General features: G+C 54.8%; 13 protein-coding genes and 1 pseudogene. 8 read left to right on the forward strand and 6 right to left on the reverse strand.

Going from position 1 to position 15,607, the window contains the following annotated elements; all coding sequences use genetic code 11:
• Positions 1-73 precede the first annotated feature (73 nt).
• Both LCD46_05475 and LCD46_05480 read right to left on the reverse strand, forming a co-directional pair.
• Positions 74-442, reverse strand: coding sequence for an MmcQ/YjbR family DNA-binding protein (locus LCD46_05475; GenBank protein ID UOY71784.1), 369 nt, complete (start codon positions 440-442; stop codon positions 74-76).
• A complete protein-coding gene (locus LCD46_05480) occupies positions 432-1,022 on the reverse strand; it encodes a TetR/AcrR family transcriptional regulator (GenBank protein ID UOY71785.1) in 591 nt (196 codons plus the stop codon). Before LCD46_05480 ends, LCD46_05475 begins: the two co-directional genes overlap by 11 nt.
• Before the next feature lie 190 nt (positions 1,023-1,212).
• Here LCD46_05480 and LCD46_05485 point away from each other — a divergent pair, with 190 nt between their 5' ends.
• Together LCD46_05485 and LCD46_05490 are read left to right on the forward strand one after the other, a co-directional pair.
• A complete protein-coding gene (locus tag LCD46_05485) occupies positions 1,213-2,316 on the forward strand; it encodes an MBL fold metallo-hydrolase (protein ID UOY71786.1) in 1,104 nt (367 codons plus the stop codon).
• 32 nt (positions 2,317-2,348) lie between these two features.
• Entirely contained in the window at positions 2,349-2,690 is a 342-nt protein-coding gene (locus LCD46_05490) for a RamA family antibiotic efflux transcriptional regulator (protein ID UOY72894.1), read from the forward strand.
• Between the two features lie 55 nt (positions 2,691-2,745).
• Here the strand turns inward: LCD46_05490 and LCD46_05495 are convergent, their stop codons facing one another.
• Positions 2,746-2,994 (reverse strand): DUF1158 domain-containing protein, encoded by a 249-nt coding sequence (locus tag LCD46_05495; protein ID UOY71787.1) that lies wholly within the window; start codon positions 2,992-2,994, stop codon positions 2,746-2,748.
• A gap of 488 nt (positions 2,995-3,482) precedes the next feature.
• On the opposite strand from LCD46_05495, the gene LCD46_05500 reads away from it, so the two are divergent.
• The gene (locus LCD46_05500) at positions 3,483-6,191 is read left to right on the forward strand and encodes a cation-transporting P-type ATPase (protein UOY71788.1); all 2,709 of its coding nucleotides are present in this window, start codon (positions 3,483-3,485) and stop codon (positions 6,189-6,191) included.
• A gap of 31 nt (positions 6,192-6,222) precedes the next feature.
• On the opposite strand, the gene LCD46_05505 is transcribed toward LCD46_05500, so the two are convergent.
• Positions 6,223-7,344, reverse strand: coding sequence for a glutamate--cysteine ligase (locus LCD46_05505; protein UOY71789.1), 1,122 nt, complete (start codon positions 7,342-7,344; stop codon positions 6,223-6,225).
• 105 nt (positions 7,345-7,449) lie between these two features.
• On the opposite strand from LCD46_05505, the gene LCD46_05510 reads away from it, so the two are divergent.
• Positions 7,450-8,340 carry an oxidoreductase gene (locus tag LCD46_05510; protein ID UOY71790.1) on the forward strand — a complete coding sequence of 297 codons (891 nt, stop codon included), beginning with the start codon at positions 7,450-7,452 and terminating at the stop codon, positions 8,338-8,340.
• Between the two features lie 98 nt (positions 8,341-8,438).
• On the opposite strand, the gene LCD46_05515 is transcribed toward LCD46_05510, so the two are convergent.
• Together LCD46_05515 and LCD46_05520 are read right to left on the reverse strand one after the other, a co-directional pair.
• Positions 8,439-9,098, reverse strand: a complete 660-nt coding sequence (locus LCD46_05515; GenBank protein UOY71791.1) for a type A chloramphenicol O-acetyltransferase — start codon at positions 9,096-9,098, stop codon at positions 8,439-8,441.
• 120 nt (positions 9,099-9,218) lie between these two features.
• Positions 9,219-9,488 (reverse strand): annotated as a pseudogene (locus LCD46_05520) (hypothetical protein).
• A 229-nt stretch (positions 9,489-9,717) separates the two neighbouring features.
• Here LCD46_05520 and LCD46_05525 point away from each other — a divergent pair.
• The 4 genes from LCD46_05525 (at position 9,718) to LCD46_05540 (ending at position 15,564) form a co-directional block, all read left to right on the forward strand.
• Positions 9,718-10,155, forward strand: a complete 438-nt coding sequence (locus tag LCD46_05525) for a DUF1795 domain-containing protein (GenBank protein ID UOY71792.1) — start codon at positions 9,718-9,720, stop codon at positions 10,153-10,155.
• Between the two features lie 17 nt (positions 10,156-10,172).
• Positions 10,173-14,390: a PAAR domain-containing protein gene (locus LCD46_05530; GenBank protein ID UOY71793.1), complete on the forward strand. Its 4,218-nt coding sequence runs from the start codon at positions 10,173-10,175 to the stop codon at positions 14,388-14,390.
• Positions 14,384-14,929, forward strand: a complete 546-nt coding sequence (locus LCD46_05535) for an SMI1/KNR4 family protein (protein UOY71794.1) — start codon at positions 14,384-14,386, stop codon at positions 14,927-14,929. Before LCD46_05530 ends, LCD46_05535 begins: the two co-directional genes overlap by 7 nt.
• A 257-nt stretch (positions 14,930-15,186) precedes the next feature.
• Positions 15,187-15,564, forward strand: coding sequence for a hypothetical protein (locus LCD46_05540; GenBank protein ID UOY71795.1), 378 nt, complete (start codon positions 15,187-15,189; stop codon positions 15,562-15,564).
• Positions 15,565-15,607 lie beyond the last annotated feature (43 nt).

Here is a 15,607-nt window from a genome sequence, read left to right on the forward strand (position 1 = left end):
AGCAGATTACAGCGCGACGCGGAAAAAGATAAGTGCAATTCGAGCGCTTAATCTGTTCGTCTCAGACGAACAATCAAGCCGGACGGATCCACTTCTGGTCTTTTTTCGGTAGCTTATCCACCACCAGATGCCAGGAATCATTGATGAGGTCGGTAACCAGTTCCGGTGTCACATCGTCAGTGCCGTAAAGGGAAATCCAGTGCTTTTTACTCAGATGGTAGCCCGGCTCTATCCCGCGATAGATCTGCTGATTAAGCAGGGATTTCTCCGGGTCTGATTTCAGGCTAACGTGCGGGCGCCTGTGGGCAACCGCCACAATCATGAAAATTTTTCCGCCTACTTTAAACACGTCAAACCCCGGCCCAAACGGCCAGCAGTGTTCGGTGAACGGCAGCTCCAGCGCCACGCGTTTTGCGTGCTCCTGCAATGCCTTACTCTCCATCGCTCTCCTCCTGGGCAAGCCCGCGCCACATCACCTCAAAGCCGAGCGCTTTAAAATCAACGGCGCGGGAAGGATCGCGGGTGGCAAATTCCATCGTCGCTTCGGCCAGCGATAAAAACAGCGCATCGCCGAACGTTTTAAATTCATCAGACATAAATACATGACGCACCGAGCGGCGGCAGAGTTCATGCAGCTCGGGGAACATCTCTTTCACAGCCTGCTCAGTTTCAGCGTTGATCTTTTCACTCACGCCAAGCTGGCGAATCGCGGCGTGAGCGAGAGGGTTTTTGATCCCCCAGTCAACGTAGCTGTTCCAGATGTTTCGCGTGTGCTCTTTTGGCGTGGTAAGGCTGCGATCCAGGTTGGACAGCATTGCCTGACAGAGATCCTGCTTCAGGTGCAAATAGAGGGCATTCAGCAGATCGTCTTTGGTAGCAAAGTAGCGAAACAGAGTCCCTTCGGCGACGCCCGCGTTTCGGGCGATGAGTGCCGTTGAGGCGGCAATACCTGACTGTGCAAACGCCACCGTTGCGGCTTCCAGCAAGGCCTGTTTTTTATCTTCACTCTTCGGACGTGCCACTAAATTTTTCCCCCTGTCAATTATAAAAACCCTGATTGAAACACGTGCTTTGACACGCTGCAACGCGGAATGTCAAAGATCGAAAACGTCTTGACGACTTTATCATCACATCTATAATGAGTGCTTACTCACTCATAATCAAGTTTACCCCGCGCAAACCATCGGATGGGGCGCGTTTTCGGGTCAGGATATGAAAAAGCCTCAATTCATCTGCGTGGTGTTTGTCATGATTATTGCTTCAGCTGCAAGTTTACCGTTTGTCCTGAATGCCGGATTTGGCCAGTCCCCGCAGGGGGCTCAGCTCACGGAAGTCGAGGCTTCCCCACAGCATCGTGACGGGAAATTCCACAATACGTTGCCGACACCGGGTTATAACGGTGACAAGAATATGCTGGTGGCGATGTGGGAGTTTCTGACCCAAAAAACGGAAAACGCACGCCCGGCTCAGCCGCTGCCGATGGTGAAAACCGATCTTGCGAGCCTGCCGCTGGAGCAGGACACCCTGGTGTGGCTTGGTCACTCTTCCTGGTATCTCCAGCTGGCGGGCAAACGCATTCTGATCGATCCGGTGCTGGGTAACTATGCCGCGCCGTTCTCGTTCCTGAATAAAGCCTTCGTCGGCGAGTATCCATGGCGCGCTGAGAGCATGCCGGAAATCGACCTGCTGATTATCTCGCACGATCACTACGATCATCTTGATTACGCCACCATCAGGGCATTACTGCCGAAGGTGAAGCGTGTGGTGACACCGCTGGGTGTCGGATCTCACCTGCGTTACTGGGGGATGAAACCAGAGATTATCGACGAGCGAGACTGGAACCAGTCGGTGCACATCAGTGATGAATTGACGGTGCATGTACTGCCGGCGCGTCACTTCTCCGGACGCGGTATCAAACGCGATCAAACCTTGTGGGGCAGTTTTATGTTCGTTACGCCAGAGCAGAAGGTTTACTACAGCGGTGACTCCGGGTACGGCCCGCACTTCAGGGCTATCGGCGAACAGTTTGGCGAGGTGGATTTAGCCATTATGGAAAACGGCCAGTACGACCAGGACTGGAAGTACATCCACATGCTGCCGGATGAAACGGCGCAGGCTTCAGCCGATCTTAATGCAAAAGCCGTCGTGCCCGGGCATAACGGGCGCTTCGTACTGGCGAAGCACACATGGAACGACCCGCTGATCCAGCTGGCAAAAGCCAGCAAGGACAAAAACTATCGGCTGCTGACACCGGAGTTGGGTGAGCCTGTTCGGGTGAGCGATACCACGCAAACATTTCGCGAGTGGTGGGAATAATGTTTAAGCGAGAAGCTGAAGGGGAGAGCAGTATGACCATTTCCGCTCAAGTCATTGATACCATCGTCGAGTGGATCGACGACAACCTGCATCAGCCATTACGTATTGACGAGATTGCTCGCCACGCGGGTTACTCGAAATGGCACCTGCAGAGACTCTTTATGCAGTACAAAGGGGAGAGTCTGGGACGTTATATCCGTGAACGCAAGCTGCTGCTGGCGGCGCGCGATTTGCGCGAATCAGACGAGCGCGTCTATGAAATCTGCCTGCGCTACGGGTATGACTCGCAGCAGACGTTTACGCGCATCTTTACCCGCACGTTCAACCAGCCGCCCGGAGCATACCGCAAAGAGAATCATAGCCAGGCGCATTGAACATATCGAAATTCAGGCCGGGTAAGGCGTAGCCATTACCCGGCTTTTTTATGGCTTACGACGCCAGCGAAAACCAGCGACGCCAGACGAAACGCAACACGAAGAATTCGATAACCCCAAGCAGTAAAAACCACAGGCAGAACAAAATGGTGTAAAGCTGGTTAAGATCGACCATATGGAAGGTGGTAACCAGTTTCTCCGCCAGCACCAGCCCAGGCGAGGGCGCAGGAAGCAGCAGGCACGAAAGCAGGGCCAGCAATAAAATGCCTCCTGCTGTGAGCAGCGATTCTAACGGGTGTTTCATCTTAATGTTAATCGTCAGTTAAAAATGTCATTGTCCGGCATCCCGGAACGTAAAGCAATATAAACCCGCCTACTCGATTTCAAGAAAATAATCGCCGTAATCTGTGTGTCAATCACAGGAATAAAATATTACCCGGCAGATAATTAAATTAATATCGCGTTATGTCAATAAATGTCTGCGTTACGAAAATAATTTTACAAATGTATAGGTGCTAAAACCAATTAACGTGGCAATAACAATGGCTGCGATAATATATAACGCCAGGCGGCGCCCGCGATAAATACCAAACATGGATCCTCCTCGTTTAGATTTGGTTTAGAAACATTTTGTAAAAATTAGCTCATCGAAATAGTTTTAAGCAGTTTTGAATAACCGAGACGCAATTATATTGCGGTAGATCAATTTTACCCGCAAGACTTTAAAATGAATTTATTTAAGCCAGAAAGGAATTCAGGCTTCTCTTCACCGGATATTGAAGGAAAAATACGATGACTGAAAAAAAATTGTCCCCAAACGTGCCGCCTTCCGGCGGGCTGGCATATCAGCAGACCGTCGAGCAGGTGCTTACCCACACGCAGAGCCAGGCCAGCGGTCTGGACCGTGCAGAGGCGCAGGCGCGTCTGCAAAAATCTGGTCCGAACGCGCTGCCGGAGAAAAAAGGTAAACCCGCCTGGCTGCGTTTTTTGGCCCATTTTAATGATGTGCTGATTTATGTCCTGCTGGCCGCCGCCGTATTAACGGCAGTGATGGGCCACTGGGTCGATACGCTGGTTATTTTGGGTGTCGCAGTCATTAATGCGTTAATTGGTCATGTTCAGGAAAGTAATGCGGAAAAATCCCTGAAGAGTATTCGTAATATGCTCTCCAGCGAGGCGCGCGTTATTCGCAACGGCAATCATGAAACTATACGGACAACTGAAATAGTCCCGGGCGATATTATCGTATTACGTGCGGGAGATCGTATTCCGGCGGATATGCGTCTCATCGAAGCGCATAATTTACGGGTAGAAGAAGCGATTTTGACCGGTGAATCCACGGTTGTGGATAAACACATTTATCCGCTGAACGGTGAATTACCGTTGGGCGATCGTACCAACATGGTCTTCTCCGGAACGACCGTAAGTGCGGGCGGCGGCGTTGGCGTGGTCACCGCGACCGGTAAGGATACGGAACTCGGCCACATCAACCAGATGATGGCGGGCATCGAAAAGCACCGCACGCCGCTGCTGGTACAAATGGACAAGCTGGGTAAAGCGATCTTCGTCATTATTCTGGCAATGATGGCTGCGCTGTTTGTTTTCAGCCTGGTATTTCGTGAGATCCCGATGGGCGAGTTACTGCTCTCCCTGATTAGCCTGGCGGTAGCATCCGTACCGGAAGGCCTGCCGGCGATTATCTCCATCATCCTTTCTCTGGGCGTGCAGGCGATGGCGCGTAAGCGGGCCATTATCCGCAAACTGCCGACGGTGGAAACTCTGGGAGCAATGACCGTGGTCTGCTCGGACAAAACCGGCACCCTGACCATGAACGAGATGACGGTAAAAGCCATCATCACCGCTGACAGCTGCTATCGTGTAGATGGTAACAGCTACGAGCCGGTGGGCAATATTTACCTGGAGGGGAGCGACGAGCCCATACAAATCCAGCCTGGCACCATGCTGGAGCAGTACCTGCGGACCATTGACCTGTGTAATGACAGCCAGCTGATTCAGGACGAGCGCGGTCTGTGGGGGATTACCGGCGGGCCGACCGAAGGCGCGCTAAAGGTACTGGCAGCGAAAGCTCATCTTGAGCCGGTCATGACCACGCTGGTTAACAAGATCCCGTTTGACTCGCAGTATAAGTACATGAGCACCCACTACCAGGTCGGCAGTGAGGAGCAGATTTTAATTACCGGCGCGCCAGATGTGATTTTCGCCCTGTGCGCGCAGCAGCAGAGCCGTAACGGTACACAAGATTTCGACCGCGCGTACTGGGAAACCGAGATGGAGCGCTATGCGCGCCAGGGGCTGCGTATGGTGGCAGCAGCGTTCAAACCGACGAGCGGCGAGCAGGCGTTAACCCACGATGCGCTGAAGCACGGTCTAATCTTCCTCGGTATTGCCGGGATGATGGACCCACCGCGTCCGGAAGCCATTGCGGCGATAAACGCCTGTCAGCAGGCGGGGATCCGCGTGAAGATGATCACCGGCGATCACCCGCAGACGGCAATGAGCATCGGCCAGATGTTGGGGATCAGTAACAGCGAGCAGGCCGTAACGGGTTATCAGCTGGAGAAAATGGACGACGCCGGGCTGGCTGAAGCCGCGGTGAAGTATGACATCTTCGCCCGTACCAGCCCGGAGCATAAGCTGCGCCTGGTGAAAGCGTTGCAGGACAAAGGTGAAATCGTCGGCATGACCGGTGACGGTGTTAATGATGCCCCGGCGCTGCGTCAGGCGGATGTGGGCATCGCGATGGGCATCAAAGGCACGGAAGTGACCAAAGAGGCTGCGGACATGGTCCTGACGGACGATAACTTCGCCACCATCGCCAGCGCGGTGAAAGAGGGGCGTCGCGTTTACGACAACCTGAAGAAGACCATCCTCTTCATTATGCCGACCAACCTCGCGCAGGGGTTGCTGATTGTCATTGCGCTGCTGGCAGGAAATATCATTCCGCTGACCCCGGTGCTGATTTTGTGGATGAACATGGCCACTTCCGCCACGCTCTCCTTCGGCCTGGCCTTTGAGGCCGCCGAACGCAACATCATGCGTCGTCCACCACGTAAGACCGGACAGCACGTGATGGATGCCTACGCCGTGTGGCGCGTGGCCTTCGTCGGCACCATGATTGCCATTGCGGCCTTTGCACTTGAAGCCTGGCTGGCCCCGCGCGGCCACAGCGCGGAGTTCATCCGCACCGTGCTGCTACAGATGCTGGTCTGTGCCCAGTGGGTCTACATGATTAACTGCCGCAACACGGAATCATTCTCCCTGAACAGCGGCCTGCTGGCGAACAAAGGGATCTGGCTGGTGACGGGTGTGCTGTTCCTGCTTCAGGCGGCGATTATCTACCTGCCATTTATGCAGATGCTGTTTGGTACGGAAGCCCTTCCGCTGCGCTACTGGTTTGTGACCCTGGCCGTTGCAGGCGTGATGTTCTTCGTCGTCGAAATCGAGAAGCGGCTGACCCGCAGGTTCCGTAAGTCTGCATAGCGAAAACACCTCTCCCCAGGTGGGGAGAGGATTACGGAGCGGTTGCCCATAGTTCACAATGTTTTTGCACCAGAGAAATAAGCGAGCCGCCGTCGGCAATAAAGTCCCGCATGCGTTGCGCCTCGCTCTTGCCCTGCTTTAACAGCAGGGCAATTTCCGTTATCGCACTTGTCGCGCCGAGTTTCTCGGCCGACGGTGCAACCTGCTCCAGCAGCCAGTCGATCTCTTCTGCAACAGTCTTCTGCTCGCCGGTGTAAACGTCCGTCAGAATGCCCTCTAATCCGTAACGGCATGCCTGAAAACGGTTAAAACGATACAGCAGAAAATCCCGCTCCTGATGCTTATAGGGCCGCGCGGTCAATAGCCAGTGTGACGTAGCCTGAATTAACCCGGCAATATTGATCGCGTGGCCGAGCGTCAGCGGGGTATCCATCACCCGCACCTCCACGGTGCCAAAATGTGGGCTGGGACGAATATCCCAGTGCAGATCTTTAATGCTGTCGACCATGCTGGTGGCACTCAAACGGCGGAACAGCCCTTCAAACTCCTGCCAGTTGTTAACCCACGGCATTTGGCCGTTATCCGGGAATCCGGAAAAGATATTAAGCCGCGACGAGGCAAACTTCGTGTCTGTACCCTGCATGTACGGCGATGCCGCCGCCAGGGCAATGAAGTGCGGCACAAAACGTGACAGGCCGTGCAGCAGATAAATGGCGTCATCCCCGGTCCGGCAACCGATATGCACATGCTGGCCGAACACCGTCGCCTGCAAAATCAGGTAGCCAAAGCGCTCCAGCGTGATGTTATAGCGCTCGTCGTCGCACACTTCCTGACGCTGCCATTTCTGGAACGGATGCGTTCCGCCGCCGCAAATCTGAATATGCTGATCCGCTGCCGCTCGCAGGATGCTTTGCTGAATCACAGAGAGCTGTGCTGCCGCCTGGTCGATGTTCTGACACACCCCAGTAGCGATTTCGAGCATGCTTTCGGTGATGTCGTGTTTGACTTCACCGCCTTTGATGTCGTTTTTAACGGCGGCGATAAGGGCTGAGGAGTCCTGGCTGAGATCGTATCCAGGCGGGTTCACCACCTGCAGTTCGAGTTCGATGCCAAGAGTGAAAGGTTCGGAGGAATGGAAATCGGGTAAAGGCATGGCGCACTCCGTTGTCTGTTATGTGTTGAGTATAGACAACGAGGGTGGCGCGCTCGTCTCAGGGTGGTATAACTGTTAGCAGGCTTAGCAAAAGGGGAGTGACTCATGTCTGACTATCCAACCATTGCGCTGATTGGACCCGGTGCGATTGGGACCACCATTGCCGCAGTGCTGCATGACGCTGGCCGCACGCCGTTGTTGTGCGGACGCACCGCGCACCCGGAATTGCGTTTGCGTCACGATGAGGGAGAAACGGTGGTGCCCGGTCCGGTATTAACGGATCCGAGTATCATCACGCGCCCCGTTGATCTCGTTTTTGTGGCGGTAAAAACGACGCAAAATGCCGACAGCGCCGGATGGCTGCGCGTGCTGTGTGACGAAAACACCGTGGTCTGCGCCCTGCAAAATGGCGTTGAGCAAAAAGCCCAGCTTGCGCCGTGGGTCAACGGCGCAACGGTACTGCCGTCGGTGGTCTGGTTCCCGGCGCAGCGTGAGCCGGATGCTTCAGTATGGCTGCGCGCCAAACCGCGTCTGACATTGCCGGATGTCCCGCAGGCACAACGAGTGGTCGATGCCCTGCGTGGCACACGCTGTGCGGTTGAACTGTCGGCAGATTTCTCCAGTGTGGCATGGCGCAAACTGCTGCAAAATGCGGTGGCTGGCCTGATGGTGCTGGCCAATCGTCGCGCCGGGATGTTCTCTCGCGAGGATATTAGCGAGCTGGCGCTTGCGTATTTGCGTGAAGGGCTGGCCGTCGCTCGTGCCGAGGGGGCAAACCTGGACGATGAGGTGGCACAAGAGATCCTGACAAACTTCCAGCATGCACCTGCCGATTTAGGCACATCGATCCTCGCAGATCGTCAGGCCAACCGGCCCCTGGAGTGGGATATTCGTAACGGTGTTATTCAACGTTATGGTCGCGCGCACGGTATCCCGGTTCCCATTAGCGACGTGGTAGTGCCACTGCTGGCGGCAGGGAGTGAAGGCCCGGGATAAAGGAGAAAGCGGTCTTCGAGAGAGGGGAGCGCTGGCATCCATTGCGGGACATTCAGAATCGATCGTTGATGTCTGATTAATATGCCCCCTATTTCCTTCTATTGATGTGGCAAGTCATTACAGAGTTCTTGTAATTCATTGAACAGTCTTGCCACATGGAAACCGTCGCACACGGAATGGTGTACCTGAACGGCGAGAGGTAACAGTACTTTCCCATCTTGTTCGTAATATTTTGCGAGAGTGAACATCGGAGCAAAAAAGTTCTGCATATTAGCAACGTTGACATTAAAACTGGTAAAACTCACCCAGGGAATAGCCGATACGAAAAATATATTTTCCCGAGACTCTTCCTTAGGCCAATATGCAAGGTTATTACCATAGCGTGCAACGTCTTCTGAATAAGTATTCTGGAAGTGTTGAATATTGCCATCGTAATGGCTCCACATTGATGAAAAGGTCTCTGTTTCATTATGGAAAATAGTATAGTTGGGATGAATTTCATTCCAAATGACAAGCTCATTGTGCTTTATGGCCATACGAAACTCCGTATGCCTGTTGACAATTTTAGCAAGGAGGAAAATCATCGTAGGGTAGAATTTCCAGCCAACCTCTTTTATATGTTTCAGCAGCGCGGTAATGTCTATCAGAACCGTTTGGTTAAATGTACTTTGAGCAAATCCCTGAAATACCTCAAAATGCTCTTTTCTTGCCCAACGCGATAAATCAACGGGTGTATATTCTGGAATTATTTTTTTCATTTTTTATCCTTTTGCTGGCAAGCCGACAGGTTCCGAACCGTGCTGGTCGAGAACGCACTGGTGAGAGTAGCGCATCCTTATACGGGAAGAAAGGAGATGTCAGAGCATATCCGCTCTGCTGCCCGGCGAAACTGGCGCCTGATATGCACTGGCATCCGGCACGTTTTCCAAACCGAAATCTGCCCGCCAGAATTGTCCTCTTAAGCCATAGCAGAGCTCTGATGCCGAGCTTTTCAACAGGATAAAACTGTGCAAGCCAAAATCACCGGCTGCCTGAGCCTGCTGATTGCGCAGGATTTTTAGTGGAATTTTCCTTAATGCCATTAAGCGCCGAATAACGGCATCTTGCTGGATATCAAAACTGGCAATTAACGGCAGAATAGCGTCAGGGCGGGTAACGAATCCTGGATTCAGCATCTCTTTTCCTTGTCATCCCTTAAGCACAGCCAGAGTAACAGATGGCTTACCACAGGCAATTACCAGGAAAATAGAGTTGTATTTGCGGTGAAGCCAGAAATGACCTTCGGTCAGCAGAGAGATCGCCGGACCAGCATCTTTTCAGCCTTAAACACATATGCGAAACTTACCGCTTCTGAAAAAATGTGGTGGGACCCGCTCAATGTCAGAACCATCTTCGCAGTGCCTTTTCAGTGAAGGACTGATCAACTTTCCTGATGGCTATCAGGATCGTACCGTAAACGTATTCGCGCCGCCCGCGGCGGATGCACCAGCGTTTAATATCTCCCGCGATGCCCTCAACCCCGGCGAAACGCTTGCCGCGTATATCGATCGCCAGCTCGCCCTGATGGAAAAACACATCAAAGGCTGGAAGCAGGGTGAGCGTAGCGACGCGACGCTTGGCGACAGCCTTTTGCAGGGTGAAATTGTCCATGCCAGCTACCTGCGCGACGGGAAACGCGTCTGGCAGCAGCAGGCCGTGTTTACTGTCGACAGCCATAAAATTCTGGTGTTCACCATGACCTGCACTCGCGTGCTGGACGATGCCGACAGCGCGCTGTTTGGCGAACTTCTCAGGAGCTTCCGCTTCCACCAGTAACTTCAGGGACCGTTGTTATGTTTGAAGCAGCACGCGTTGGTGATGATATCGGCCACTCCGGTGCGCTGGCCGGGATGATTGCCGGAACGATTGTCGGTGGTCTGATTGCCGCCGCCGGGGGGATTCTGGCGGGGGCCATGTTTATTGCCGGCCTTGGCGCATCCTGTCTTGGTGTGGGCGTTCTGCTCGTCGGCGCCAGCCTGGCCGTGGGGTATTACACCGGGGAGCTGGCGACCGCCGCCCGGGACAGCATCGCAGACGCCGGGGCATCCAGCATGACGAAGAAAGGCGTCATCACCTCCGGCTCGCCCAATGTGTTTATCAACGGTAAACCTGCCGCCATGGCCACGGACAGCGCGGTGAAGTGCTCTGACGACGGCTCGCAGCAGATGGCCGAAGGCTCCTCGCGGGTCTCTATTAACGGTCTGCCTGCGGCTCGCATCGGGGATCGAACCACCTGCGACGCGAAGGTGATGACCGGTTCGGACAACGTCATCATCGGCGGCGATCCGCAGCAAACCCTGCCCATTCAGTCTGAAGTCCCGGAGTGGCTCTACAAAGTCTCCGATCTTACCCTGCTGTTCGCCGGGCTTATCGGCGGCTGGGGCGGTGCGGCCGGCAAAGTCGGGGCGCTGTCTAAGCTGCTGGGCAAAATCCCTGGCATTAATAAGCTGGCCCGTATCGCCTGCCGCGCCGGCACGCTGATGACCGGCGTGGCGGCGGCGGGGATCATTGCCCGCCCGGTGGATATTGTCAGCGGACAGAAGTTTCTCAGCGGGGATGACGAGCTGGATTTCGTCCTGCCTTCCCGTCTGCCGGTGCGCTGGCAGCGCTACTGGCGCAGCGGCAACCCCGGCGACAGCGCACTGGGCCGCGGCTGGAGCCTGTTCTGGGAAAGCCGCCTTGAACCTTATCAGGACGGCCTGGTGTGGCGCGCACCGTCTGGCGATTACGTCGCCTTCCCGAAGGTCCCGAAAGGGCTGCGCACCTACTGTGAAAGCGAAAAAAAATGGCTTGAACATCACTCTGACGACAGCTGGTCGGTGTATGACGTCAGCGGCGAGCGTTGGCATTATGCACCGCTGCAGGATGATGCTCCGTCACTGCTCCAGCGCCTCTCTGAACCCTGCGGCAACGATATTCTCTTCGAGTGGAATGCGGATAATACCCTGCATGCCCTGACCGAAAGCGCGGGTCAGCGCGTTGTCTGCCGCTACGACCGTGACAGACTCGCCAGCGCCTGGCTGGATGACGAGATCTGCCTGGTCAGTTACGCTTATGATGAACAGCGCCGGCTGGTCTGTGTGACCGGCCGGGGCGGTAGCGTGCGCCGACGCTTCAGCTGGCAGGACGGGCTAATGAGCGCCCACGAGGACGCCAATGGCCTGCTGAGTGAATACCGCTGGCGCGAGATTGACGGCCTGCCTCGCGTGGTCGGGTTCCGCCACAGCGGCGGCGAACAGCTGACGTTCGAATACGATTTTGATAACGGCACCCGCCGCGCGACCCGCGAAGACGGCGCGCAGGCGCACTGGCTGGTGGACGACGATGACAACGTCGCGCGCTTCACGGATTACGACGGTCGCCAGACGACGTTTGTTTACCGCGACGGCGAGCTCTGCGACGTCATACTTCCCGGCGGGGCGATGCGCCGCAGCACGTGGGACAAATACGGCCGTATGACCAGCGAGACGGACCCGGCTGGCCGCCATACGGAGTATCACTGGCATCGTCTGACCGACCGCATCACCCGCACGGTGTACCCGGACGGCACGTCATCGCAGGCCATGTACGACCTTCGCGGTCGCCTGCTGTCGGAAACGGATCCGGCCGGTAACACCACCGCGTATCGCTATCCCGACGATGAAGAAAACCTGCCGGAGAGCATTACCGACGCCATTGGCGGCGTGGTGCGCCTGGTCTGGAACCACCAGGGGCTGCTGACGCAGCGCACCGACTGCTCCGGCAGCGTCACCCGCTTCACCTACGACCGCTTCGGGCAGCTGATTGCCAGCGAGGATGCCGAAGGGAATACCACGCGCCGGGAGTGGAGCCGTGCCGGGCTGCTGAGCGCCGTGATCCACCCGGACGGCAGCCGCGAGTCGCTGGTGTGGAACGAGCGCGGCCAGCTCACGGGCTGGCGCGACCCGCTGGAAAGCGAGGTGAGCTGGGCCTACAACGCCCTCGGTCTCCCGGTCAGCCTTACCGACCGTATTGGCCGCGTGCGCCAGTGGCGCTACGACCCGCGTGGTAACCTGCTGCGACTCGATAACGGCAACGGGGCGGAATACCGCTTCACCTACGACGCCGTGGGTCGCCCGCTCAGCGAAACGCGCCCGGACGAGACCGTGCGCCATATGGAATGGGACGCGCGAGGGTTCCTCTGCGCGCTCGAAGAAAACGGACGGCCTGCCGCCGACGGTGGTATCGCTCGTCGCGTCCAGCAGTTCAGCTATGACGACAGCGGGCTGCTGATTGGACGCACTCAGCGCCATGCTGAGTACCGCTACTTCCGCGACCTGAGCGGCCAGATCACCCGCATCCGCCGTACGCCGACAGCTGAGGGCGTTGCCCTGGGTATCGAAAGCGATGAGATCGTTTACCGCCACGATACCGCCGGGCGCGTGCTGAGCGAATCCGGCATTAACGGCGCGGTCGGTTACGAATGGGATGCCCTGAGCAACCTGACCGGCCTGACGCTGCCCGGCGAGCAAAAGCTGGCCTGGCTGCACTACGGCTCCGGCCACGTCAGCGCTATCCGCTTCGGACAGCAGCTGGTGACCGAGTTCACCCGCGACCGCCTGCACCGTGAGGTTCGCCGCACTCAGGGCGCGCGCGAGCAGCTCCGCCAGTATGACAGCCTCGGCAGACGCACCCTGCAGCGCAGCGAACTGAGCACGAACGTGACCCTGCCGGAGCAGACGCTACTGGAACGCCTGTATCGCTACACCGCGCGCGGCGAGCTTTCCGGCGTCAGCGACACCCTGCGCGGAGAGGTGGATTACGGTTACGATGCCGAAGGGCGTCTGCTGAAGCACTACGAGGCCCGGCTGGGGCACAGCCGTGCGCAGTTCAGCTATGATGCCGCGGATAACCTCGCCGCCAATGACGACGCGGTACCGGTCACGGATAACCGCCTGCAGCACTGGCAGGCGCTGTTTATGAAATACGACCACTGGGGCAACCTGGTCAGCCGCCGCAACGGGCTGTATGAGCAGCATTATGTCTATGACGCCGAGAACCGTCTGGTATCCGCCCGCGGAACCGGGCCGGAAGGGCGCTTTGAGGCGCGCTATCACTATGACGCGCTGGGTCGCCGCACGCGCAAAATCGTCACCACCGCGCATGGCACCACCGACACCCGCTTCCTGTGGCAGGGCTATCGCCTGCTGCAGGAACAGCAGAACGCCGGGCAGTGCAGCACCTATATTTACGACCCGAATGAAGCCTGGAGCCCGCTGGCGCGTGTGGATCACCTACGTGACCAGAGCAGCGGTGAGATTTACTGGTTCAACACCGATCTGAACGGCGCGCCGCTGGAGGTCACTGACGAGCGCGGCGCGGTGCGCTGGAGCGGCCAGTACGGCAGCTTTGGCGAAGTGCGCCATCAGAGCGAAGGGTTCTCACGGCTTGTGAATCGCTCGGCGATGGCACACCAGCCGCTTCGCTATGCCGGGCAGTACGCTGACGGTGAAACGGGGCTGCACTATAACCTGTTCCGCTACTACGACCCGCAGGTCGGGCGGTTTATTGTGCAGGATCCGATTGGGTTGAACGGTGGGTGGAACCTTTATCAGTATGCGCCGAACCCGTTGGGGTGGATTGATCCGTGGGGGTTAGCAGGTGTCAGGCTCCCAAGAAATAATGGCCATTGGGACGGAATACCAGGAGAAAGTAACTGGTATTCATATAATGACAAAGTTAATGCAGTTACATCGAACCAGCCTATACCTTTCAGTGAAGGAAGGCCTGATTTTTCTGCGTGGTCAAAAGGTACACTTACTTTCGAAGATGGTGTGCTGAATGGGACGGATAAAGATTTTTCAAAAGTATATAGTGCCATTGCAGAGAAAAAAGGCATTACACAGAAAGCGGCTCAGAATTTGTTAAGGGAAAAAATGCTTACTCCACATCATCTGAGTGCGAATACTATAATTCTTGTCCCAAGAGATCTTCATGGCAATGTGCCACATATTGGCTCCGCATCAGATATGAGGAGGAAAGGAAAATGTTGAAAAAATTAGAGCGCTTTGGAGCGAAACCGACACCATTACCATTAGATGAACTGAAAAAGAGTTTAAATACATTAGAAACATCAATAGGGCCAATTCCTGAAAGTTATCGTGCCTATTTACTTCATTTTGGCGTTTCTGTTCTTTTTGATGTAAATGTTGTTTTCAAGGCGTTACAACCATCTCCGTGGTCTGATGAGCAAGGAAACGATACGCTTGAGTCTTTGTACGGCCTTGCAGAATCGGGTAAAGAATATACTGTCTTTGAAATGGCTGATACATACCGGAATGATTTTCGCGATCAATGGTTACCGATAGGAGCCTCGTCTGGTGATAATCAAATCTGTCTTTGCCTCAAGGGAGGTATGTCGGGAGAGATCTGGTTTTGGGATCACGAATCTGATCCAATATTCAATGATTCAGTAGTGACCTCCGGGCTGACGAAAATAGCAAACTCCTTCGATGAGTTTGTTGATATGCTTACTGCTCAGGATGATAAAATAGATGCATCAGGGGTAGTTAAAGTCGATCTTGATTTTTAATAAAAGTGTACTTGCGGTGATCCTGGCGAAGCCCATCTATTGCTGTAAGGTGGGTGTAGCTGGTGCAGCAGATTACAGCATCAACAGCCGCTTCGCTATGCCGGAAATATATACTTTACCTTTTAAAAATAGCAATCTATAAAAAATTGGAGCGGGTACTATCTTAGGTATCCTCTTAGGATACAAGCCATCTTAATGAACGCTAGACTTCCGATAAAATCTGTCAGGAGCAAAATGGCGCAAGATAAGGAGAAGTGATGAGTAATGTTAAAAATCTTATTGCAGCGTGTATTAACTGCTATGAAGAAAATGATGTCTTCATCATCGGAATAGGGGATTACAATCATGATCCAAAAAATTTTATCATTATCGGACGATTCGACGAAGATGAATTACCCGTTAATGAATGTATTGGATTCCAGAGTGAGTCAACGGAATATGAGTTAACAGACTCTATTCGTTCTGTTCAGCTCACTGAAGACAAACTTGTGATCGTGCTTAATGAAAATGCTGTAAAAATGATTGGTATCAGGGAATATCATGTGGTCATTCCTGCAGCAAAAGACTCTAAATCGCTTGGAAAGTGTTTGAGAGAAGTGTTTGAAGGCAGTGACGTGCCTCTACAATTACCATAGGAGTTTTAGCCGCGACATGGCCAGCTTGGCTGCGTTACTTTTT

Origin of the sequence: Enterobacter ludwigii, assembly GCA_023023105.1 — a bacterium.
GTDB classification, from domain to species: domain Bacteria; phylum Pseudomonadota; class Gammaproteobacteria; order Enterobacterales; family Enterobacteriaceae; genus Enterobacter; species Enterobacter adelaidei.